Consider the following 24,416-nt stretch of genomic DNA (forward strand, 5'->3'; position numbering starts at 1 on the left):
AGATCATTCGTGAAAATTACAAAGTTCAGCACTTATATCGTACCGCCGCGCTGGTTGTTTTTGAAAATTGAGACTGATGAGGGAATTGTAGGCTGGGGAGAACCCGTAATTGAAGGCAAGGCTCACACCGTGAAAGCCGCAGTAGATGAACTTATGGATTCGTTAATTGGTAAAGATCCTCTTCGTATTGAAGATCATTGGCAGGTCATGTACCGTGGTGGATTTTACCGTGGCGGTCCCATTCTAATGAGTGCTATTGCTGGAATTGATCAGGCGTTATGGGATATAAAAGGCAAGTATTTTAATGCGCCAATCTATCAATTGCTGGGCGGGGCATGCAGGGATTCCATGCGTGTCTATTCTTGGATTGGCGGAGATCGTCCGAGTGATGTTGGGCAAGCTGCACTCGAGAAACAGCAGGCCGGTTTTACTGCAATCAAGATGAATGCTACGGAAGAAATGCAGTATATTGATAGCTATCGCAAAGTGGATGAGGTCGTGGAACGTGTAGCTGCGATTCGAGCTGCTACGGGTCCAGATTTTGGAATCGGGGTAGATTTCCATGGCCGTATTCATAAACCAATGGCTAAAGTGCTAGCCAAAGCGCTGGATCCTTATAGACTCATGTTTATTGAGGAACCTGTGCTCCCGGAAAATAACGAGGCATTGCGAGATATCGCCAATCACACAAGTACCCCTATCGCAACTGGCGAGAGAATGTTCTCACGCTGGGACTTTAAATCTCTTTTGGAAGATGGATATGTAGATATCATTCAACCGGATTTATCACATGCAGGCGGCATTACGGAATGCAAGAAAATTTTTGCAATGGCTGAGGCTTATGATGTAGCCGTAGCACCTCATTGCCCATTGGGACCGATTGCGCTTGCAGCTTGTTTACAGGTTGACGCTACAGCTCACAATGCGGTTATTCAGGAACAAAGCCTGGGGATACATTACAATCAGGGCAATGATTTGCTGGATTATATCACCGATCCTGATGTGTTCGCATATGACGACGGATATGTAAAAATCCCTCAAGGTCCGGGACTAGGAATTACAGTCAATGAAGAGTACGTGATCAAAATGTCAGAAGAAAACCCGCATCGCTGGAGAAATCCCATTTGGAGGCATAAGGACGGATCGGTAGCCGAATGGTAAAAAGAACAGACTGGTATAAATCAAACAAAATAACCTTGTAATCAAACAAGAGTCGGTTTGAGAGCCTTTTCATATCAGATACAATAGAACAATCTAAATACGAATGATGGAGGATAATGATTATGATCAATATACCAAAATATTGGGAAGATCTGAACGTACTTCAAAAAAACAGAGAAGCTCCCAGAGCTTATTATATACCCTATGGTGATGCAGAATCAGCTATCAAGCAAAAGAGGGGCAACTCCCCGTTCTATCGCACACTGAATGGGAATTGGAAATTTAAATATAAGGAGTCGGTCCAGCAAGTAGATGATTTTTATCAGATGGATACCGATGTTAGTGATTGGGATAATCTGATTGTACCTTCATGCTGGCAGGTCAATGGATACGATCAACTTCATTACACGAACGTAAATTATCCCTTTCCTTGTGATCCGCCTTTTGTTCCCAATGCGAATCCGGCTGGTCTATACGTAAGAGATTTCAATATTTCCAGCGATTGGGAAGCGAAACAGAAGTACATTGTATTTGAGGGTGTAAACTCTTGTTTTTATTTGTGGATAAACGGAATATGGGTTGGGTACAGCCAAGGCAGTAGGATGCCTGCTGAATTTGATATTTCACCGTATGTTCATGCTGGCAATAATAAGATTGCCGTTATGGTGCTGAAATGGTGTGATGGTTCTTATATAGAAGATCAGGATGTGTGGAGATTCTCGGGGATTTTTCGGGATGTGTATCTATTGGCTCGCAACCCAGCACATATCGTGGATGTATTTAATCATGTGGAGCTGGAGAATGAATATCAAGATGGAACCATAACCTGTGAGTTGGATACCATTGGAGAAATAGAAGCAAGGATCGAGCTTTTTGATGCGGATGGTCAGAGTTTGGCGGATCAAATGGTTAACGTTAATGGAAACGGCAGCATTACTCTGCATATTGACAATCCCAATCTATGGAATGCTGAAACTCCTTATTTATATCAACTGTACATTACTGCTGCCGATGAGGTGCTTCACTTTGCAATCGGTTTCAGAAAGGTAGAGATTATTGACGGGGTATTCCAAATTAATGGTATGGTTGTCAAGCTAAAAGGAGTGAATCGACATGATTCACATCCTGAACTCGGACAGACGATACCCATTAATCATATGATTCAGGACTTGAAGCTGATGAAACTACATAATATCAATACGATTCGAGCTTCCCATTATCCGAATGATTCTCGCTTTCTGCAACTGTGCAATGAGTATGGCTTCTATGTAATTGATGAGGCTGACCTCGAATGCCACGGGGTATTTCATGCCATTGGAGATTTTAACATGCTTACACGTCTTCCGGAATGGGAGCATGTTTTTGTAGAGCGTGCTGTTCGTATGGTGGAACGTGATAAAAATCATCCTTCTGTGATCATCTGGTCGATGGGTAATGAATCAGGCTATGATAAGAACCATATGGCGATGGCGAGATGGACAAAATCAAGAGACAACTCGAGACCTATTCATTATGAAGGCTCCGACCCTCGACATTTTGGAAGTCCTGATGTAGAAGTGCTGGATATGGAGAGCCGAATGTATTCCTCCCCTGCCTATATTGAAGCTTATGCCAAGGATGAGAATAGCACCAAACCTATGTTTATGTGTGAATACAGTCATGCCATGGGAAATGGACCAGGGGATTTAAAGGACTATTGGGATGTTATCTATAAATATCCGAAACTGATGGGCGGCTGTGTATGGGAATGGTCGGATCATGGCATCTTAGCAACCAATAAAGCAGGAACGCCATATTACGCTTACGGAGGAGATTTCGGGGATACGCCTAATGATGGGAATTTCTGTATTGATGGACTTGTTTCACCTGATAGAATTCCTCATACAGGATTGCTTGAACTAAAGAAAGTCATTGCACCAGTCAGAATGGAAGCAGATAATTTGATCGAAGGGACTGTCCGGATTACAAATCTCTATGATTTCATTGATCTTTCTCATCTGACGTTATATTGGAAGGTCGAAAAGAATGGAGAACTTGTCCAGCAAGGGCAGACCTTGCTAACTGGGGTTGCACCTCATACTACTAGTACTGTAAAGCTGGATTATTTATTCCCTGATCCGTCGGTAGACTCTTATTATTTGACAATATCCTGCCGATTGCAGCAGAATACAGCTTGGGCGGATTCAGGACATGTAGTGAATTTTGAGCAGTTCAGACTACCCATTGAGGTTCAGGAAGTGTCAATTCCCAAGGCAGCCAACCATTCTATGCAGATTACGGAAAATAACGAACAGTTAATAATTGAAGGTTTTGATTTCCGACATGAATTTGATAGATATAATGGAACTTTTAATTCTGTATCCAAGCACGGTGTAGAAATGATTCATAAACCACTCCGCTTCAATATATGGAGAGCTCCAATAGATAATGACCGCAAGGTTAAGTTTCAGTGGATGGAAGAAGGCTATGACCGCGCACATACGCATGTATATGAAACGATTGTAACCGAACAAACGGAATCATCTCTGGAATTACGAGTTAAATTTTCTTTGAGCGGGGATATTAAGCCGCCAATATTACATGGCGTTGCATATTGGAAAGTAACAGGGGATGGTGAAATCAAGTTGAAAGTTGAGGTAACAGTCCGTGAGGATTTGTTATTCCTTCCACGATTTGGTTTGCAGCTAACGATGCCATCGGGTTCAGAGGAAGTAGAATATTTCGGAAATGGACCTCATGAAAGCTATATTGATAAAAGTCAAAGCACACTAAAAAATAAATACTTAACTACAGTAGACAAACTGTTTACACCGTATATTATGCCGCAGGAAAATGGTTCACATGATAATACGGATTGGGTCATTGTATCCAATGAGCAGGGTATGGGATTGAAGTTTACAGGGGCCAAGCCTTTCTCATTCAATGCTTCTCACTACACGCCAGAAGATTTAACTCAAGCTCAACACGCATATGAGCTTGTTCGCAGGAACGAAACAATTGTACATCTGGATTACAAGATGAGTGGAGTTGGTTCCAACTCCTGTGGTCCTGAATTGTTGGAAGCTTATCGTTTGGCTGAGAAACAGTTCACATTCGAATTAATTATTGTACCTGTATTTAAAGAAGACTAGCAAGTACCTAAAAATGGTGTCCCTAAATGAGCAATACAGGGGCACCATTTATTCAAATTTATATGGTTTTTTGGTATACTATTTAGATTCACTATTTCAATAGATATAAGAATAGGCAGAAGAGGTAACCATAATGAGCAACTTAGAGAGAATGAAATCTCGCTTCAGAAAGGCAGGAAGTGTCAGAACAAAGCTAACGCTGATTATTTTCATTGTCGCTATTTTACCTGTATGTACACTTGGATATTTTTCTTATAATCAATCATCCAAGATTGTAAATTCACAGTTTGGCAGTTATGGTATGTATGCTGTTGATCAACTTAAGCTGCATGTGGATAGCAATTTAAAGCAGATGGATCAAATAACGGGTAATATTCTATCTTATCTCATTGCCTCTTCCATAATAGTTGGGGATAAAGCTCCTTCTACTTTTGAACAATATGTTGAGGAACGGGATTTTCAAAACTATATTTCCTCACTCGAAAATAGCAATATTTATAATGTGGCAGTGATTACACCTTCAGAAAGGGTAATCGGAAAGAACTTAGTTAATGAGGAAAGCCTTGCTAACTCCCAGTTCTGGTCTAATGAATCTCTTTATAATGACAGGCATGTTATGATTCATATTCCTGATTATTATGCTGTCCCAAGCAACGACTATATGATCAGTTTGATGGTTCCTTTAAAGAATTCCTTCGGGTTGCCAATAGGAAGTAAATTATTAATCGATATGAAAGCGGATACAATCATTAACCTGATAAAATCATTCGAAAAGGATACTAAATCCCATTTACGAATCATAGACGCATCTGGAAACTCTTTGTTACCTACCACTTCGAATTATATGAGTCAAAAAAATGATATTGTATGGTCACGTTCTCTGGATACGGAGGATTGGGTTGTGGAGGCAAATATTCCTTATTCAACTTTTAATGAATCATCTACCGTAATCTTAAAGTATTCTGTTTTTATTTCTGTCTTAGCCGTTTTTCTGGGTGTGATTATGGCAAGCTTTTTTTCCATTCGTTTTACTATGCCAATTAAGAAATTAACTCATTCCATGCGCAGGTTTGGGGAAGGTGATCTGCTTATACGTACTCCCGTGATGTCATCGGATGAACTTGGCTTTCTTAGTGAAGCCTTCAATAAAATGACAGAAGAAATCCTGGAGCTCGTTAATGAAATTAGCAGAACCGAGAAGCTTAAAAGCGATGCTGAGCTGAAGATCTTGCATTATCAGATTAATCCGCACCTTTTATTTAATACGTTAAATTCTATTCAATGGAAAGCGAAGCTAGCCCATCAACCTGATATTCAAAAAATGCTCCAGCACCTCATCGTTGTTCTGGATGGAAGCTTTAACTTCAAACAGACACTTCTTCCCTTGAGTATGGAAATTGATATTGCTCGCCATTTTATAGAGATTCAGCGATTCCGTTATGATGATGCTTTCACCTTTAACCTTGAGGTACAACCGGGACTTGAACATTGCCTTATTCCAAGAATGGTTTTTCAGCCATTGTTGGAAAACATTTTTTTTCATGGACTTCGAGATGGTCAAGGGAATATCAATATGAAAATATACGAAGATAGAAATATATTATATATGGTACTTGAAGACGATGGAATTGGTGTCAAAACGCAGCATATGAAGTTTATAAGCGCTGGACAGAAGGTACCGGACAAGCAAGGTGGATTAGGTTTGCGGAATGTGGATGAACGATTTAAGCTGCATTATGGTGATGTATACGGATTATCAATAGAATCAGAAAGAAATAAAGGAACGAAGGTGACTTTAACATGGCCGAAGACTGTAGAAATCCATTCCCAATCAAAGTTTTAATTGTTGATGATGAGCAGCTTGTAAGAAAAGGGCTTCGCATGACCATTAATTGGGAACAACATCAGATGGTTGTAGTAGATGATGCATCCAACGGAAGTCTCGGGTGGCAAAAATTTTTGGAGCATCAGCCCCAATTGGTTATTACAGACATTGTCATGCCTGAAATGACTGGTATTGAGCTCGCGCAAAAAATCAAAAAAGAAGCACCGGATACAGTGCTCATGTTCTTGAGCTGCCACAGGGACTTTAACTATGCCAAGGATGGAATCCAATTGGGTATTCATGATTATATCGTCAAGACTGATATGGATGATGATCATATAAATGACTCATTAAATCGTGTTCATTTACGATTAGAAGAACAACTCACGAAGAAACAAGCTGCGGCAACCTTGATGAAGGAGCATCAAAATCAGACAATGGAGGCTATGGATGCATGGCTTAATAAGCATAGTTATGCAGCTAGAGATTATTTGTTGGAACAGGTACGGACAAAGTGGAGCTGGATGCTGTCCTATTCTTGTTTAACTCACATGTACATTCCTCGTGAGGGTACTACTAACATAAATGCTTTTCTTAATCAATGGCGGGATATGTCCGCAGCATACCCTAACCAATTAAAATTACTTGAAATAGACGAATATTCTGCATTTATTGCATGTACCCCAGAGCTTCAAGATCTGGAAAGATCCAAGCTTGTGGACATGAAATTAGAGAACAATACAATAGAGTGGCGTCAAAGCAAACCTATAGTCAGCGCTGAAGGCTGGTTGGATTCCGTGAGCAGGTTATATCGTATGCGGCAAGTGGAATGTAATACCAGCTTGTTAAGCCTCACGCACAAAGAGGACATTATTCAAGCCATTGATTTCATTGATGAGCATCTGGATACTGATATTCGAGCAGCAGATTTAGCCGCCAATATTGGAGTGAGTCGAAGTTACTTTAGCACGATCTTCAAGGAGGCAACAGGGTATAGTATCATTTCCTTTATCTCGGACCGGAAGCTTAAAAGGGCAAAGGAGTTACTAAGCATAACTACCATTCGGATAGAGGAAGTCGCTGAGAAGATAGGCATTCAAGATGTTAAATATTTTTCGAAATGGTTTAAGAAACGTGCGGAGATTACACCTGGACAATATCGTCTTCAAACAAAATGACCATCCCTCTGAACAATTTTACACCTATGCCTAGGTAATCTGGGCTTTTTTTTATTTATCGGAAAATATCACACTATAATCAAACACTAGTCGGTTTGAAAGCCCTTTCAGAAGTTTTATGATAACTAATGTCAGACACAATTTATCAATTACAGGGGGTAAAAATTCGTGAAAAGAAAAAGCTTGTTTTATGTACTTATTACTTGTCTAATGTTTACTTTATTGGCTTCTGCGTGCTCTTCAGGAAACAAGGAGAATGACACCACTACGCCAGCTAAAGGTGATGAGAAGGTTAAATTAGTGGTCTGGATTTGGGAGACAGCAAAAGACGGACTTGATTTGAATATGGAAGCTTTCAAGACCAAATATCCTAACATCGAAGTTGAATTTCAAACCATGAAATCAACAGATCTGTATTCCAAATATTTAATTACTTCAAATACAGGGGATGCGGTACCGGATATTATTGCAGTAGAATCGACAAATCTGTCCCAGATCGTGGGTATCGACTCTTTACTTGATATTACTTCTCGAGTAGAACCATACAAGGACAAGATGAGTGCTTACAAATGGGAAGATGCCACCAAGGATGATAAAGTCTATGCTATGCCATGGGATAGTGGCCCAGTTGTCATGTTTTACCGCAACGATCTGTTCGCACAAGCAGGCCTGCCAACAGATCCAGACGAAGTTTCTCAAAAGATTCAGACATGGGACGACTATTACGAGGCGGCCAAACTAATTAAAGAAAAAACGGGAGCTATGATGTACGGGGATTCCAAAACGAACTCTAGCAACCGTATGTTTGAATCAATGATGTGGCAACGTGGATTATGGTACTTCGATGATGAAGGAAAGGTTGCTATAGATTCACCGGAAATTAAGGAAAGTGCAGATTTCTTGATTAAAATGCAAAATGAAGGTCTTGTTTTCGATGCCCGCGCAAATTCCGATCAATGGGGGAACGCTATTCGGGATGGTAAAATTGCCACCGTTGTCGGCGGTTCATGGCATGATGCAATTATCGAAAATCAGTATTCTCCAGCAGACAAAGGTAAATGGTCTGTAGCGATGATGCCAAAATGGTCCAAGGATGATAAATATACTGGAGCGAATCAGGGCGGAGCGAATCTTGCCATTAACAAAAACTCCAAACATCCCGAAGAAGCCTGGAACTTTATCGAATTTATGCTCGGTAATGAGGATTCCCAAGTAAAAATGATGACGGAAGCCGGACTGTTTCCTGCTATGTTAGTTGATAATGATGCCTCCTTGGAGGAAAAGTCAGCCTACTTCAATGATCAGGCTATACGTAAAGTATACGCACAATCTCTAGCAAACACGTATCCGCTCGCGTATACGTCCGATTTCCCTATGGCAAACAAACTTATGACCGATGTGTGGGCAAAAGTATTCTTGAATAATGTGAGCTCAGAGAAAGCATTGCAAGAAATGGCTAACGAACTACGCAGCAAAACAAAGAGAAACTAAAATTTATCCTGGTAGGAATGGAGGGAACGATATGAAAACAGCGAAATGGAACAAGCAAATGCTGTTTGCTCCTTATATTTACATATCACCCTATTTCATTTTGTTTTTTGTCTTCTCGTTATATCCAATTTTGTATTCGTTTTATATCAGTCTTACAGATTGGAATGGTTCCGGTAAGAAGGAATTTATTGGTTTTGAAAACTATATACAGTTATTCGGAGATAAGACCTTTTGGTTATCCTTGTGGAATAGTTCATTGATTTTTCTTATGTATGTGCCGCTTATGCTGTTTCTGGGTCTAATATTTGCTTCCATACTAAATTCCAATTGGATGGTAGGTAAAGGTTTTTTTCGAATGGCACTTTTTGTACCCAACTTCGTATCGGTTGTGGCCGTATCCTTCGTGTTCATCTTACTTTTGAACACGCAGGATGGTCTGGTTAACAATGTCCTCAGAAATATTGGTTTGATTGATAATCCAATACCATGGCTCGAATCGCCATGGTGGGCACGTATTTCCGTAGCCATGATGGTACTTTATCGCTGGCTTGGCTACAATATGCTTTTGTTGATGACAGGCTTGCAGAACATATCGAAGGATTTGTACGAAGCCGCATATGTGGATGGAGCGACGAAAATAAAAAGCTTCTTCTACATTACAATTCCGTTGGTCAAAAAAATGTTGTTGTTCTGTACAGTGCTGTCTACGATTGGAACTTTCTCGCTCTTTACCGAGCCCTTTATTCTTACACAGGGTGGTCCGCTAAGCTCTACGATGACCCCGGTATTGATGTTGTATATTGAAAGCTTCCAAAACTTTAATTTCGGTTACGCATCTTCCATCGCCGTCTGCTTCTTTATTTTGATGATGGCAATCTCATTGTTGCAAATGCGTATATTTGACGATAAAGAGTAGGGCGGGAGGATATTATGGAAAAAAAGATTGAATTAAAAGCAATAGACACTTCTAGCAGCAAGAGCATTTGGTCCTCATCTTTAGCCTTTATATTGATGGTTTTAGTTTCACTCATTACAATATTTCCTTTATTTTGGTTATTTAGCTCCTCTTTAAAGGATATTAGTGAGATATTTGTAAATCCGCCGATCTGGGTTCCATCAACCCTGCATTGGGAGAATTTTAAGGAATTATTTGTTGAACGAAAATTTGGTATCATAACATGGAACAGCTTCTTGCTTTCTTCAACGTCCACGCTTATTGCTTTACTATTCTGTGGTTTGGCGGGGTTTGCATTTGCTAAATACAAATTTAAAGGGAAGAATTTTTTATTTGTATTAGTACTGGCTTCCCTTATGATCCCACATGAAGCTACAATGGTTCCGCTGTTCTCTATCTATAAAAACTTGAACTTGATCGATAACATTTGGGGAGTTATTTTGCCCGATTTGGCCAGTGCTTTTGGTATCTTTTTTATGCGGCAATATTGTATGTCACTTCCTGACGAGATGTTTGAAGCAGCACGTATAGACGGTTGTACTGAATTTATGCTATTCCGTCGCATCGTGCTCCCTAATCTAAGATCAGGATTTGCTGGACTTGGTATTATTCTGTTCGTTAAACAGTGGAATAACTTTTTATGGCCTTCCGTGATCTTGAGATCTCAGGAAAATATGACGTTATCCGTGGCGCTCAAGGCGCTTGAGGATAGCAATAATACGCCTTACCATCTTATTATGGCAGGTTCTGTCATCAGTGTTGTTCCGCTTTTGATCATTGTACTTATCTTTCAAAAGCAGTTAATTGCCGGGATGATTGAAGGCGCAATAAAGGGCTAATTTGAATGATTATCCGTATCTGTCTAATGCAAATACAACGAATGCCTCTATGGAATTTTCCATGGGGCATTTGTTGTATCTATAATGCTTGAGCAATTTGCTGATAATGCGAGATGTGAACGAGATGACAATTCTCAATCATGCCAGGGGTTTTATTTGTTGAAATAGAAAAACAGGTATGATAAAATACACATAATTTAGTGAATGGAGTTGAAAAGTATAATGTAATTTTTCTTGCTGATTATAAAACAATAAAACAAAGATGCGATCTATTTCGCATGTTTTATTCTTTATATGCAAGAAAGTTACTATATCTTTTTAACTCAATAAAAATATCTGTATCTAATCCCAAATGGGGTTGGATTTACTGTATTTATTTGAGCTACAAGAAAGTAACTTTCTTGTAGCTTTTATTTTTTTTATACAGGAGGATAAATTCATGTCACTAATAAATGTTACAAACCTGACGTTTAGCTATGAGGGAAGTTACGATAATATTTTTGAGAACGTGAGCTTTCAAATCGATACGGATTGGAAGTTAGGATTCACGGGTAGAAACGGTAGAGGGAAGACTACATTTCTGAACTTACTGCTTGGTAAATATGAATACAGCGGAAATATTTCTGCGAAGGTCGGTTTTGAATATTTTCCATTCCATGTCGAGAACAAGGGGAATCTCACACTCGATGTTATTGAAGAGATACATCCAGACTATGTTCAATGGAAGTTAATGCGTGAGCTTTCATTGCTAAAAGTGTCTGAAGATGTTTTATATCGACCCTTTGATTCACTGTCTAACGGAGAGCAAACGAAATTGTTGCTTGCAGCATTGTTTATTAAGGAAAATAGTTTTCTGTTAATTGATGAGCCAACCAATCATCTTGACTTGCATGCAAGAAAACTCGTCAGTGATTATCTCAATACAAAAAGTGGTTTCATATTGGTGTCACATGACCGATCATTTCTTGATAACTGTGTAGATCATGTGCTTTCAATCAATAAGACCAACATAGATATTCAAAAAGGCAATTTTTCTAGTTGGTGGGAAAATAAAACGAGGCAGGATAACTTTGAACTTGCAGAGAACGATAAGCTTATGAAAGATATTAAACGGTTGTCGCATTCTGCTAAACGTACAGGCAACTGGTCTCATGAAGTGGAGAAAACAAAAAACGGTACAAGAAATTCCGGTTCCAAGTTAGATAAAGGATATGTGGGTCACAAAGCCGCTAAAATGATGAAGCGCTCAAAAGCCATTGAGCAAAGACAGCAATCTGCTATTGTTGAAAAGTCTAAACTACTGAGAAATATTGAAAGCTCAGACACTTTAGAAATTTCGCAGCTTCCCTTTCACAAAAGCCAGCTGGCCGAGCTTGATGATGTTTCGATTTTTTACGGTGAGAAGTTGGTTAGTGCAGATATAAGCTTTACGATTAAACAAGGTGATCGGATTGCACTGTCGGGTCAAAATGGCTCCGGGAAATCAAGCTTAATCAAACTTATTTGCGGTGAGGATATTCAATATACCGGCACCTTCTTGAAGGACGGTCAGCTGAAAATATCCTACGTATCACAAGACACCTCTCACCTTCAAGGCGACTTATCGGATTATGCCGCAAGGAATGGGATCGATGAGAGCCTTTTCAAATCGATATTAAGAAAGCTTGATTTTTCCAGAGTTCAATTTGAGAAGGATATTTCAGCATTCAGCGGAGGGCAAAAGAAGAAAGTTCTGATTGCGAAAAGTCTTAGTGAGAAAGTTCATTTGCACATTTGGGATGAACCTCTTAATTTTATTGATGTTATTTCACGTATTCAAATTGAAGAGTTACTGCTTGAATACGCACCAACTATTCTGTTTGTAGAGCATGACAGTGAATTTTGCAGAAATGTAGCAACCAAGTTCATTGCGCTTTAATATCCATTCATTTGGATATTAAACGTTTTAAAACAAGAAAAGCATCCTCGCCATTTTCAATCTGGCTAAGGATGCTTTTCTGCTTGTTATATGTACCATTCACTCATTCTATTTTACGAGTTCAATAAACTGTCTTGCTGAATTGGAAAGAGGCATGTTGCGCATAATCATAAATCCAACTTGAGAGGGCGGCATTTTGATATCCAATTGAATTTCAAAAAGCGAGCCTTCTTCTAGTTCTTTTGCAATGAATTCTTTCGTTACGTAAGAGATACCGAGACCTTTGCGTGCAAACTCGATGAGAAGGTCCACGCTTCCTACCTCAATTTCAGGTTTGATTTGATAGCCGTAGTTTTCAAATAACTCGGTAATGGCCATCCGAACCCGGCTATTACGCGAGAACAAGATAATAGGGTATTGCAGCAGCTTATCCAATGAGAGTACTTTGTCCTTAAGCTCAGCATAACGTGCCCCCGCTACAAAACAATCCTGCAGCTCAATTCCTTTCATGACTTCAAGCTGGGGATCGACGATGGGCAAACGAACGACACCTAAATCGATTTTGCCTTCTTTCAGGAATGCGATGGTTTCTGGGGTCGTGCCATGATTCAGATGCAACTTGATTCCTGGAAACTTTTCAAGATAGATCTCCAAGTAAGGAAGCATATAATGCTTGAACAACGAATCGCTGCCGCCAATTCGCAGCTCGCCGCTTTCGAGATTTTTAAGAGCCGCCATCTTTTCTTCTGCTAATGAGATTAGAATTTGAGACTTCTCGATGTAGGAATAAAGCGTTTCTCCTTCTTGCGTTAAAGCGACGCCTTTGGAGTTCCGGTAGAACAAGGTAATGCCGAAGCTCTCTTCCAGCTGCTTGATGGCGTGACTGACACTTGGCTGAGTGATGAACAATGATTTAGCGGCTTTAGACAAGCTTCCTGTCTTCGCAGCCCAATAGAAAACCTTGTAAAGTTCGTAATTGATCATAGACGTGGTCTATAGCTCCTGTGAAATATATTAATTACCCGTATAGGTGATATTCGTATTATAGTGGATTTAGGAAGTTGATACCAGTGCAAAATGAAGACCTGCTGGAAGGAGTAGAAAAATGGAAGCAACCACGTTTGTCTTGTTTGGAGCAACAGGGGATTTAGCAAAAAGAAAAATTTACCCTGCTTTATATAATTTATTCGTCGATCAGAAACTGCCGCAATTCTTCAACGTAATCGGCCTTGGAAGAAGAGAGCTTTCCGATCAAGCATTTCGAGCAAATGTTGAGCAATCTCTTCGTATGTTTTCCAGGCGCCAAGCGAATGATCCTGTTTTATTAAAGAAATTTTTGGATGGCTTTCGCTATAGTGTTCTGGATGTAGGTCATAAAGAAGATTATCAGAACCTGCTGCACATGATCGAACAAAAGGAACAAGAGCTTCAAATTGAACCGAATCGTATGTTTTATATGTCTGTGGGACCTGAATTTTTTGAAACGATCACAGCCAACATTCACGAAAGCGGGCTAGGTTCTGCAAATGGATGGAAGCGTCTAGTGATCGAGAAGCCTTTCGGGCATGATTTGCAATCTGCTCGAGCTTTGAATGAAAATTTGAGCAAAGCTTTTACCGAGGATGAGATTTTCCGTATTGATCATTATCTCGGCAAGCCAATGGTACAGAAGCTGGAAGTGCTGCAGCAGAGTAATCCGGTTCTTCAAGCGTTATGGGATAACCGATACATTGCTAACGTTCAAATAACGGCGAATGAAATTGTTGGTGTGGAAGAACGAGCGGGTTATTACGATCATGTTGGTGCTGTAAGAGACATGTTCCAAAACCATATGCTGCAATTGCTCATGATGCTGACCATTCACCTCCCAAACAAAAGTACATCAGAGAATGTTCGATTCAAGAAGAAATTGGTGATGGATTCTCTGGAACTGCTGCCAAAAGAGGAAGTCAGCTCTCATGTTATCCGCGGGCAATACGGAGCAGGCATGATCCAAGGGGAATCGGTGGTCGGTTACACTTCCGAACCCAATATCGCCGCTACATCAAGAAATGACACTTTTATCGCTGCTAAGCTTCAAATTGATGATTATTTTTGGCGCGGTGTTCCGTTTTACATCCGCACAGGCAAAAGAATGAAGGATAAATCGACACGAATCGTGATCGAGTTCAAAGAGCCTTTGAAGCAGTCTGGAGTAAACGATGAGAATAAGATGCCTAATCTTCTCGTATTTGAAATCAGTCCTAATGAAAGTATTTCACTCCAATTGAATACGAGAGATTCTTTGCACAAAGGAGAGTTCAAACCGATGCATTTCGACTTTCATGAGAGTCAAGATAATGTGCCTGAAGCTTACGAAAATTTGATTTGCGATGCTTTGAACGGAGATTCTACGTTCTTCGCGCATTGGGACGAAGTCGAATTATCATGGCAATGGGTTCAACCTATCTTGGATGCATACGAAGAGAACGCAGTGCCGCTTCATATCTATCCAGCCGGCACTTATGGACCTTCAGAATCTGATCAGCTGTTGCTGCAGGACGGATTTCATTGGTGGTTCGATGACAAGTCAGAAGAAAAAAATGAAAACATAAAAGGAGAACAATATGCCTATCACTCAATCCATTGATCAACTCGCTATCGATACGATCCGTACGTTATCTATTGATGCCATTAACGCCGCTAATTCTGGTCATCCCGGCCTGCCAATGGGGGCTGCGCCAATGGCGTATGCACTTTGGGGGAAACAACTAAATCATAATCCAGCTCATTCAAAATGGTTCAACCGCGATCGTTTCGTATTATCCGCAGGGCATGGCTCCGCTTTGCTCTATAGTCTCTTGCATTTATCTGGCTATAACGTTTCTATAGAAGATGTGAAGCAATTCCGCAAGCTTCACAGCAAAACGCCAGGACATCCTGAATTTGGTCACACAGATGGTGTGGATGCTACAACGGGACCACTGGGTCAAGGTATTGCGAACGCTGTAGGTATGGCAATGGCTGAAGCGCATCTTGCTTCGAAATTCAACCAAAGCGGTTTCCCAGTCGTTGATCATTACACATATGCACTTGTCGGCGATGGCTGCTTGATGGAAGGGATCTCTTACGAGGCGATGTCCATGGCGGGACATATGAAGCTGGACAAATTAATTGTATTGTACGATTCCAACGACATCTCATTAGACGGTGAACTCAATCTTTCCTTCGGAGAGAACATGCAAAAAAGAGCTGAATCCGCAAATTGGCAGTATTTAAGAGTAGAAGACGGCAATGATATTGAGCAAATTAACAAAGCGATTGAAGCAGCTAAGCAAAATGATTCTCAACCGACGATTATCGAAGTTCGTACAATTATCGGATACGGAAGTAAAGTTGCGGGAACGAATAAAGCACATGGCAATCCACTTGGCAAAGAAGAAGCAATTGCAACGAAGGAAGCTTATGGCTGGAAGCATGAAGAAGAATTTACAGTTCCAGCAGAAGTTAAAGCTCATTTCGAACAACTTAAACAAAATGGTCAGGCCAAAGAAGAAGCATGGAACCAATTGATTGCTTCTTATAAGGCACAACATCCTGCTCTGGGTGCAGAGTTTGAACAAATCATTGATGGTTCCGTTGTTATCGATGCGGCGGACATTCTGACTTTCGATTCATCCAAGACGGTTTCAACTCGCGTAGCGAGCGGTCAAGCGATCAATCATTTCGTTAAATCCGTACCCTCTATATTCGGAGGAAGCGCAGATTTGTCTCATTCCACAATGACCGATATTAGCGGTGAACAAGTATTTGCTGTCGAATCCTACGCTGGACGTAATATCTACTTCGGTGTACGTGAGCATGCTATGGGTGCTGCGGGTAACGGTATGGCGCTTCATGGCGGTGTAAAACCATTCGTAAGCACGTTCTTCGTATTCAGCGATTACCTTCGTCCATCAATTAGACTGGCTGCTCTGCAAAAATTGCCTGTCACTTATGTATTCACTCATGATTCAGTAGCAGTAGGTGAAGATGGACCTACACATGAGCCGGTTGAGCACTTGGCTGCGCTGCGTACGATACCGGGACTTACGGTCATTCGTCCAAGTGATGCCAATGAAACAGCAAACGCATGGGCCTATGCCTTGCAGCAAAATGAAGGTCCAGTAGCACTCGTGCTAAGCAGACAGAACTTGCCTATTTATGAAGCAACGAAAGGCAATGTGGAAGCATTAGCCAATGGAGCCTATGTGCTGACTGAAACAAATAATCAGCCAGAGGTCATCCTTATCGCAACTGGTTCCGAGGTTTCCTTAGCTGTTAGTGCAAAAGCTGAGCTTGAAAAGGAGAATCTCTCCGTTCGTGTCGTTGCTATGCCAAGCCGTGAGCTGTTTGAGCGTCAATCTGAAGCCTATAAGCAATCGGTATTGCCTGCTTCCGTAACGAAGCGTTTGGCTATTGAAGCCGGCATATCACTTGGTTGGGAGCGTTATACTGGACCAAGCGGCAAAATATTGTCCATTGACTCATTCGGAGCTTCTGGACCGGGAACTGAGGTCTTAGAATACTTTGGCTTCTCCGTGGATAATGTGGTTCGTTTGACGAAAGAATTACTATAGTTAGATGTAAGTCGTAAGAACATGAGCGCTGTAGATTAGTCAGATCGTTCTATTGAGGCTAGTAGGTTTATACAAGTAATTTAAATTATGACCACAAAAAATGGAGGTAATAACTATGAAATTCTTTATCGACACTGCGAATCTGGTAGATATCAAAAAGGCTTATAAAATCGGCGTCTTATCTGGAGTTACGACAAACCCGTCTTTGGTTGCCAAAGAAGGCGTGAAGTTTGAAGATCGAATCGCTGAGATTTTACGCGAAGTGCCTGATGTTGAATCCGTTTCGGCTGAAGTAACGCCAGATGCAGAAACAGCTGAGGATATGATCGCACAAGCGAATGAATTGATCAAAATCAATAACAATGATAAAAACATCACCATTAAGCTTCCGATGACGTTGGCTGGTTTGGAAGCATGCCGCTACCTGACGAAGAAAGGTGTAAAAACTAACGTAACATTGATCTTCACCGTGAACCAAGCACTATTAGCTGCTCGAGCTGGCGCCACTTATGTTTCTCCGTTCCTTGGTCGTTTGGATGATATCTCAGAAGACGGTGTACTGCTGGTTACGAAAATTGCTGAATTGTTCCGTACGCATAATCTAGATGCTCAAATTATTGCAGCATCCGTTCGTCATCCGGATCATGTGACACGTGTAGCAATGGCTGGCGCACATATCGCAACCATTCCTTTCTCAGTCATTGAACAAATTTCCAAACATCCTCTAACGGATCAAGGTATGGAGAAATTCGCTGCTGATTGGAAAAAAACAGTGCAAATCTAAGCTAAGCTTGTAAATTTTTTATCTATGAGAGCAAAGTAAGACAGGAGGTACTACAAATGAAAAAACAACAAATTGGCGTAATAGGTTTAGCCGTCATGGGTAAAAATCTTGCCTTGAATATTGAAAGTAAAGGTTTCTCAGTTGCCGTTTACAACCGTTCAGCAGAGAAAACAAAAGAACTATTGGAAGAAGCAAAAGGGAAAGATTTCGTCGGAACGTATAACGTCGAAGAATTTGTCCAATCGCTGGAGACACCGCGTAAAATCCTAATCATGGTCAAAGCAGGTCAACCAACTGATGATACGATTAATCAGCTTCTGCCTTTTCTAGATCAAGGAGATATATTGATTGACGGTGGAAACGCATATTTCCCAGATACACAACGAAGAAACAAAGATCTCCAAGCTCAAGGCTTCCGTTTCATCGGTGCAGGTGTTTCTGGCGGAGAAGAAGGTGCGTTGAACGGCCCTGCTATTATGCCAGGCGGACAAAAAGATGCGTATGAGCTGGTAGAATCGATCCTTACAGCCATATCTGCTAAAGTAAACGGCGAGCCTTGCTCGACTTACATTGGAGAAGATGGCGCTGGTCATTATGTCAAAATGGTGCACAACGGAATCGAGTATGGCGATATGCAGCTCATCGGTGAAGCTTATCATCTACTGAAGGATGTACTAAACTTAAGCACAAACCAGTTGCATGACATTTTCACGGAATGGAACAACGGTGAGCTGGACAGCTATTTGATCGAGATTACCGCTGATATTTTCAAGAAAATAGATCCAGATACCGGCAAACCAATGGTGGATGTCATTCTGGATTCGGCAGGGCAAAAAGGAACAGGTAAATGGACGAGTCAGAGCGCATTAGATTTGGGCGTTCCACTATCGATTATTACTGAATCCGTATTTGCACGCTTTATCTCTGCTATGAAAGAGGAACGCGTAGCTGCAAGCAAGAAGCTGAAGGGTCCAGCTGTAACCGCTTATGACGGCGATCCTAAGGAGTTCATCGAGGCAGTACGCAAAGCCTTGTATACAAGCAAAATTGCTTCTTATGCGCAAGGCTTTGCGCAAATGAGAGCTGCATCAGACGAATACAATTGGGATTTGAATTATGGTAAAATTTCAATGATATTCCGCGGAGGCTGTATTATTCGAGCAAGATTTCTGCAAAATATAAAAGATGCCTATGACCGGAATCCGAACCTAAGCAACCTGTTCTTGGATGAATACTTCGGCGAGATCGTAGATAACTACCAAGATGCTTGGAGAAAAGTCATAGCAATGGCCGTTACAAGAGGAATTCCTGTTCCTGCTTTTGCTTCTGCTTTAGCTTATTATGACAGCTATCGTTCAGAGAGACTGCCAGCGAATTTACTGCAAGCACAAAGGGATTATTTTGGAGCGCATACGATCCAGCGTCTAGATAAAGAGGGAAGCTTCCATTTTCAGTGGATGAACAAAAACGAATAGTTAAGGTAGAACTTATTGATTATTTTCGAAATAATATGGAATGAGGGTATAGTCTTATTTCATTATAGAAGCGGCAGCCAGGACATTATTTACTTGTCTTTGGCTGCCGCTTTTTTAGAATACAAGTCCAAAATTGACTTAAACTACTATGATATATATCGGATAAGCATCGAGTGGGTTGCTGCATGCATCTTGGCTGTAAGGATGGTATACTTTTCGAGAGAGAAACCACTTGATCGAGGCATTTATTGTACAAATGAGTTTTTTTATAATAGAACAAACGAGGTGTAGTATGGGTACTTCAAAGATCATAAATCCTTATATTAACAACGACATATATGCTTTTCAGGCTGGTTCTGAGGATGAGTTGATCGTTCGTGAATTGAATTTACAAACAGCAAGATGGTTGAATAGTATGGGCTCAACGCAATGGGGTGAAATGCTTCATGGGAAAGATAAACATAATCTTGTGAGAGCGATTGAACATGGAGAAGTATTTGCTTTTCGTAAAACAGGAGAGAAGGAATTAGCAGGCTCCGTCATTTTGCAGCAGCACCCTAGCGACTGGGATAGAGGGCTTTGGGGAGAAGAGGCGACAAGCAAAGGGAACGCTGTATATTTGCATCGTTTGGTTGTCAATCGTCTATACGCTGGCAAGGGACTAGGCGCTGAAATAGTATCGTGGACTGGAAAAGGAATCCAGTTTACAGGTAAGGACCGAATCAGACTGGATTGCATTGCCAACAATGAAAAGCTTAACCTCTTTTATAAGCGATGCGGTTATACATACAAAGGTGAAACGAATGGTTTCAGTATATATGAAAAGTTGCTTCAATAATTGATGACAAGCATAGTGTCACCAAAGCTATGTTACTCTGTTATTGGAAAGGAGAACGTGGCGTTTTGAAAAGGATCGATAGGCATATGGCTATCCTGATCGCATTGCAGCAGAAAACGATGACTGCGCAATCATTAGCTGACAAATTAGAAGTGTCCAAAAGAACCATTCTCAGGGACATGGAAGCTTTATCTGAGATGGGCATACCTCTTTATGCGACATCTGGTCCTAATGGTGGATTTCATCTGATGGATGGCTATAAATTGCCTCCACTTCATTTTGATTCCCAAGAAGCATTAACTTTATTGTTTGCACTGAATGCGTTGACAAAGCTTGCAGATACACCATTCAATCAGGCGCGCTGGACCATGATGAATAAAATTACAGCGATCATGCCGCCAAGTATCTTGGAGCAAGTCGAACCCATACTGAATCATTTGGATATCGATGTTCCGAATCGCAGCTATAAAGTTCCGTTTTTACCAGAGCTACTGAGGTTAGCAGCGGAATCATCATGGATTCATGTACATTATCGTTCGGAAAAGCATCAGAGATGGCTCCATCTGTTACCCCTTCGGGTATACACGGCACACGGATTTTGGTACTGTGAGGCTTATTCCATTCAACATCAGGAGAAGCGTACTTTCCGCGCCGATCGGTTCGATCAGCTGGAGACTCTGGACAAGTCTCAATCCGATAAATGCAAAGCCGAAATGGTCAAAAGAAAATCAGAAACGAACTCGCGTTCCATCCAAGTAATTGCAAAACTAACTTACCGAGGAGCCTTGCTTGCGGAACAGGATCCGGATATTGGCGAGTATGTGAAGCATGTTAGTGAGAATGAATGGGAGCTTTCGTTTATGTGTCCGGAAGCAGAGTGGGCATGGGCCATAAAGTTTTTCTATACGCTTGGATTAGATGCTGAGGTTTTGGAGCCGCTTTCATTAAAAAAAGAGATCTATCAATTGGCAAGTCAAATATGCAGTCGCTATCAGGAATATAAAGTATAACATTTCAATTATATGTAATTGGTTATACTAGATTAATGGAAATTAAAATACATAAGAGAAGGGATTGTTATTCATGAGCGGTGTTTTACAAATTCGTGATCATTTATTTGAGGAGCTTGATCTTTCTGTTAGGACGAGTGAGGCTCTAATTAAGCGTATTAAGCCGGAGGAATGGGTGTATCAGCCACAAGACAATATGCGGAATTTGCTGCAGCTTGTGCATCATCTTGTTTCTATTCCTGCCTCTGATCTAGCTATACTTAAAGAATCTACTCAGGAGGAAGTGGAAAAGGTTGAAACCGCTGTTAACGAAATGACCAATCCTGAGGAATTGGCGAACCAGATGCGAACCAATTATGAAGTGTTAAAGGCGTACATGACTTCGCTGACGGAAGATGAGCTGCTTAATAAATCAACGCGTGCCTTTTACCTCGAACACGGGGCAGTTCAGATTAAATGGTTGATTGAAATCGTTACGCATATCTTCCATCACCGTTCACAGCTCTATAATTATTTGAAACAACAGGGACATGAGCTGCAATTTTTCGTACTGTACCAATAATAGCGGATGCTTGCCAAACATTTTCCCTCTCCATGAAAAGATAAGATAAACCGCGAAGTAATTGAAGAAAATGGGAATAAATAAGTCACATAATGTAGAAACGAAGATTATTGCGCTTTAATCTTGTTTTGTTATTGAAATGAAGCTATGTTTAAGAGAGTACAACTATGGGGGGGAAACCATGCGCGACTCTACACAGTTACATGAAATAACTAAACTACTAGCATTATGCTGGGATGAAAACAGAGAGATTAGTTTTGGTGAAATGATTGACAGTATATTTGCATTTGCAAAAGGTCATACACAAAATGAGTTTTGGAATATGGAAACGGAACAATGCTTGGCTGCCATTAGTCATTTTCGAGAAAAAAAACGAATTGAACGTGAGAAATACTTAACAGATGAAGCATAACATTTCGCATAAATAAAGAAGAAAAGCCGTTAAACAAGCTTTAGAGTAATGGAAAGGTAAGCACTTTTAGTAAAAAGTGCTTACCTTCTGTTTTTTTTGAGCATTTCCGCTAATAGTATTATAGTAGAAGAAGGCAATTGATTGATAAATTTATTTTTACATGAAAGAGGATGGTGTACCTGTATGTATCCTACACAACTGCAATTAGAAAATTACGCAGCATTAGCTGTTCAAGTTGGCGTTAATGTCCAAGAAGGACAAACGGTTGTTGTTATGGCTCCTATTACTGCTGCTCCACTAGTACGTCTTATTGCATCGAAGGCTTATGCGGTCGGTGCAAAGAACGTACATGTAGAGTATAACGATGAGGAATTGTCGCGTATAAAGTTCAAGCAAGCGCCTGAGGAAGCATTCACAGAGTATCCAATGTGGCGTGCCAAAGCTTGGGAAGATTTTGCAGAAGAGGGGGCGGCATTTATACAAATATACTCTCCGAACCCGGACCTACTAAACGATGCGGATCCTACTCGTGTTGCTACTGCTTCTAAGACAGCATCAACAGCGCTAAGTAACTATCGCGGTGCACTTATGAATCATAAAAATGCATGGACTCTCATCTCTTATGCGACACCGGAATGGGCAAGTAAAGTTTTTCCGAATACGACGCCTGAAGCAGCTGTTCAGAAACTTTGGGAACGAATTATTGATGCAACTCGTATTGGACTTGAAGATCCCGTTCAAGCATGGAGAGAACATAATGCAAAGCTAATGAAAATGGTTAATGTACTTAATGATAAACGGTATAAACAACTTCAGTACGAGGCACCAGGAACTAGCTTAACTGTAGATCTGCCAGATGATCATATCTGGTTAGGTGGGTCTAAAGCCAATAGCATGGGAATCTACTTCAATCCGAATATGCCAACCGAAGAGGTATTCACCATGCCTCACAGGGATGGTGTGAATGGTGTCGTAAGCAGTACTAAGCCATTAAACTATAACGGACAGGTAATAAGCGGCTTCTCCTTAACATTTAAGGCGGGGAAAGTAATTGATTTTTCCGCTGAGCAGGGTTATGAAACGCTAAGTAATTTGTTGAACACGGATGATGGGGCAAGACATTTGGGAGAAATCGCTCTAGTCCCACATGATTCTCCGATTTCAAACTCAAATGTGATCTTCTTTAATACACTATATGATGAAAATGCCTCATGTCATTTAGCATTAGGTCAAGCGTATCCGGTTAACATTAAAGGCGGTACGTCAATGTCTCCTGAAGAGCTGCTATCTCATGGCGCAAACAGAAGTCTTACACATGAGGATTTCATGATTGGCTCACAACATTTGAATATTGATGGTTTGACGCAGGATGGCAAACTCGAGCCTATTTTCCGCAACGGAAATTGGGCATTCTAACTTAATCCAATTATAATTGTATAAATGAAAAGGTACTATTTTGGTCGATAAACTACTGAAATAGTACCTTTTTTATGATAATTACTATTTGAATAACTTTTGTATAAAAAAGTGATTTAAAACAGAAATAAGTAGTTTTTTCTTAAAAAGCATAGCTAAGTGTGCTTGCAAAAGTACAGGATAGCACAAGTTGACTACAAATAAGGCTGCGCACGCAAGGAACTTCCATTGTTCCTTATCCCAACTATTAACAAATAGGGACGCAAACACATCATGTGTTTGCGTCCCTATTTGCTGTCCCGCGGGTATGAAACCATTCAAAAAAACATCAGCCTCCATAATGATGCCTTGTGCTGCAGCAAGGGAAGCGATCGGGCTGATCATCAAAAAGGGATAGATGATATAGGCATTCACCTGACCTTAACAAGTGATGAGAATCATGCCTATCGGCCCGTATGTCAAAAATATGCGTTGCCAAGCCTGACGACCTGTTGAATGATCCTGCTATTTAGAAGTCTTCATACGTGAGAGCATTCCATCATAACCTGGAAAGACATTCGTGCCCTACTAAGAAGGTTATAGCCATCCGGTTACTAGTGTCGCAGTTGCACCACGGAGTTGGCAGTAGTTTTGTCATGCTAGATACGTGCTAAATAAACGTTCCTGTAACGAATGGAGAGATTATCGCATCAAGTTACCAAAAATGGTCATCGGTCTACCCTATTTATGCCGGGTGGCAACTTTTACAATGGTGTTAAGCAGCAAGCAATAGGGTTGCCGAGCAATAAAGCGAGGCCATAACAGAGCGTGGAGGGAGTTGCAG

At 40.8% G+C, this 24,416-nt stretch carries 19 protein-coding genes; 17 read left to right on the plus strand and 2 right to left on the minus strand.

All coding sequences use genetic code 11. From position 1 onward, the window contains the following. The first annotated feature begins 9 nt into the window (after positions 1-9). The 8 genes from dgoD (at position 10) to AC0YOD_RS05010 (ending at position 12,498) form a co-directional block, all read left to right on the plus strand. Positions 10-1,161 (plus strand): galactonate dehydratase, encoded by a 1,152-nt coding sequence (gene dgoD, locus AC0YOD_RS04975; RefSeq protein WP_475798117.1) that lies wholly within the window; start codon positions 10-12, stop codon positions 1,159-1,161. Positions 1,162-1,283: 122 nt separating this feature from the next. Next, on the plus strand, positions 1,284-4,292 hold the full coding sequence (locus AC0YOD_RS04980) for a glycoside hydrolase family 2 TIM barrel-domain containing protein (protein WP_475798118.1): 3,009 nt from the start codon (positions 1,284-1,286) through the stop codon (positions 4,290-4,292). 133 nt (positions 4,293-4,425) lie between these two features. Continuing rightward, the gene (locus AC0YOD_RS04985; RefSeq protein ID WP_475798119.1) at positions 4,426-6,135 is read left to right on the plus strand and encodes a sensor histidine kinase; all 1,710 of its coding nucleotides are present in this window, start codon (positions 4,426-4,428) and stop codon (positions 6,133-6,135) included. Further along, positions 6,093-7,295 carry a response regulator transcription factor gene (locus AC0YOD_RS04990; protein ID WP_475798120.1) on the plus strand — a complete coding sequence of 401 codons (1,203 nt, stop codon included), beginning with the start codon at positions 6,093-6,095 and terminating at the stop codon, positions 7,293-7,295. The genes AC0YOD_RS04985 and AC0YOD_RS04990 overlap by 43 nt, the downstream gene beginning before the upstream one ends. Before the next feature lie 168 nt (positions 7,296-7,463). Beyond that, positions 7,464-8,786 (plus strand): ABC transporter substrate-binding protein, encoded by a 1,323-nt coding sequence (locus AC0YOD_RS04995; RefSeq protein ID WP_475798121.1) that lies wholly within the window; start codon positions 7,464-7,466, stop codon positions 8,784-8,786. A 31-nt stretch (positions 8,787-8,817) separates the two neighbouring features. Further along, positions 8,818-9,702 carry a carbohydrate ABC transporter permease gene (locus AC0YOD_RS05000; protein ID WP_475798122.1) on the plus strand — a complete coding sequence of 295 codons (885 nt, stop codon included), beginning with the start codon at positions 8,818-8,820 and terminating at the stop codon, positions 9,700-9,702. Between the two features lie 14 nt (positions 9,703-9,716). Continuing rightward, the gene (locus AC0YOD_RS05005) at positions 9,717-10,580 is read left to right on the plus strand and encodes a carbohydrate ABC transporter permease (RefSeq protein WP_475798123.1); all 864 of its coding nucleotides are present in this window, start codon (positions 9,717-9,719) and stop codon (positions 10,578-10,580) included. A 439-nt stretch (positions 10,581-11,019) separates the two neighbouring features. After that, entirely contained in the window at positions 11,020-12,498 is a 1,479-nt protein-coding gene (locus tag AC0YOD_RS05010) for an Lsa family ABC-F type ribosomal protection protein (RefSeq protein WP_475798124.1), read from the plus strand. Positions 12,499-12,606: 108 nt separating this feature from the next. Here the strand turns inward: AC0YOD_RS05010 and AC0YOD_RS05015 are convergent, their stop codons facing one another. Further along, positions 12,607-13,482 carry a LysR family transcriptional regulator gene (locus AC0YOD_RS05015; protein WP_475798125.1) on the minus strand — a complete coding sequence of 292 codons (876 nt, stop codon included), beginning with the start codon at positions 13,480-13,482 and terminating at the stop codon, positions 12,607-12,609. A gap of 121 nt (positions 13,483-13,603) precedes the next feature. On the opposite strand from AC0YOD_RS05015, the gene zwf reads away from it, so the two are divergent. The 9 genes from zwf to AC0YOD_RS05060 all read left to right on the plus strand — a co-directional run bounded on the left by zwf (position 13,604) and on the right by AC0YOD_RS05060 (position 23,593). After that, complete coding sequence (gene zwf, locus AC0YOD_RS05020) at positions 13,604-15,127, plus strand: glucose-6-phosphate dehydrogenase (protein WP_475798126.1); 1,524 nt, start codon at positions 13,604-13,606, stop codon at positions 15,125-15,127. Then, positions 15,111-17,096: a transketolase gene (gene tkt / locus AC0YOD_RS05025; protein ID WP_475798371.1), complete on the plus strand. Its 1,986-nt coding sequence runs from the start codon at positions 15,111-15,113 to the stop codon at positions 17,094-17,096. The genes zwf and tkt overlap by 17 nt, the downstream gene beginning before the upstream one ends. A gap of 115 nt (positions 17,097-17,211) precedes the next feature. Beyond that, positions 17,212-17,880 (plus strand): fructose-6-phosphate aldolase, encoded by a 669-nt coding sequence (gene fsa / locus AC0YOD_RS05030; RefSeq protein ID WP_475798127.1) that lies wholly within the window; start codon positions 17,212-17,214, stop codon positions 17,878-17,880. 20 nt (positions 17,881-17,900) lie between these two features. Beyond that, the gene (gene gndA, locus AC0YOD_RS05035) at positions 17,901-19,355 is read left to right on the plus strand and encodes an NADP-dependent phosphogluconate dehydrogenase (protein WP_475798372.1); all 1,455 of its coding nucleotides are present in this window, start codon (positions 17,901-17,903) and stop codon (positions 19,353-19,355) included. A gap of 292 nt (positions 19,356-19,647) precedes the next feature. Next, on the plus strand, positions 19,648-20,193 hold the full coding sequence (locus AC0YOD_RS05040; RefSeq protein WP_475798128.1) for a GNAT family N-acetyltransferase: 546 nt from the start codon (positions 19,648-19,650) through the stop codon (positions 20,191-20,193). A 65-nt stretch (positions 20,194-20,258) separates the two neighbouring features. Further along, positions 20,259-21,203, plus strand: a complete 945-nt coding sequence (locus tag AC0YOD_RS05045; RefSeq protein ID WP_475798129.1) for a helix-turn-helix transcriptional regulator — start codon at positions 20,259-20,261, stop codon at positions 21,201-21,203. A gap of 73 nt (positions 21,204-21,276) precedes the next feature. After that, positions 21,277-21,765 carry a DinB family protein gene (locus AC0YOD_RS05050; protein ID WP_475798130.1) on the plus strand — a complete coding sequence of 163 codons (489 nt, stop codon included), beginning with the start codon at positions 21,277-21,279 and terminating at the stop codon, positions 21,763-21,765. A 181-nt stretch (positions 21,766-21,946) separates the two neighbouring features. Beyond that, entirely contained in the window at positions 21,947-22,177 is a 231-nt protein-coding gene (locus tag AC0YOD_RS05055) for a hypothetical protein (protein ID WP_475798131.1), read from the plus strand. A 183-nt stretch (positions 22,178-22,360) separates the two neighbouring features. Further along, entirely contained in the window at positions 22,361-23,593 is a 1,233-nt protein-coding gene (locus AC0YOD_RS05060) for an aminopeptidase (protein ID WP_475798132.1), read from the plus strand. An 84-nt stretch (positions 23,594-23,677) separates the two neighbouring features. On the opposite strand, the gene AC0YOD_RS05065 is transcribed toward AC0YOD_RS05060, so the two are convergent. After that, positions 23,678-24,007, minus strand: coding sequence for a hypothetical protein (locus AC0YOD_RS05065; protein WP_475798133.1), 330 nt, complete (start codon positions 24,005-24,007; stop codon positions 23,678-23,680). Positions 24,008-24,416 lie beyond the last annotated feature (409 nt).

It is taken from the genome of Paenibacillus sp. J31P13, from assembly GCF_056269295.1.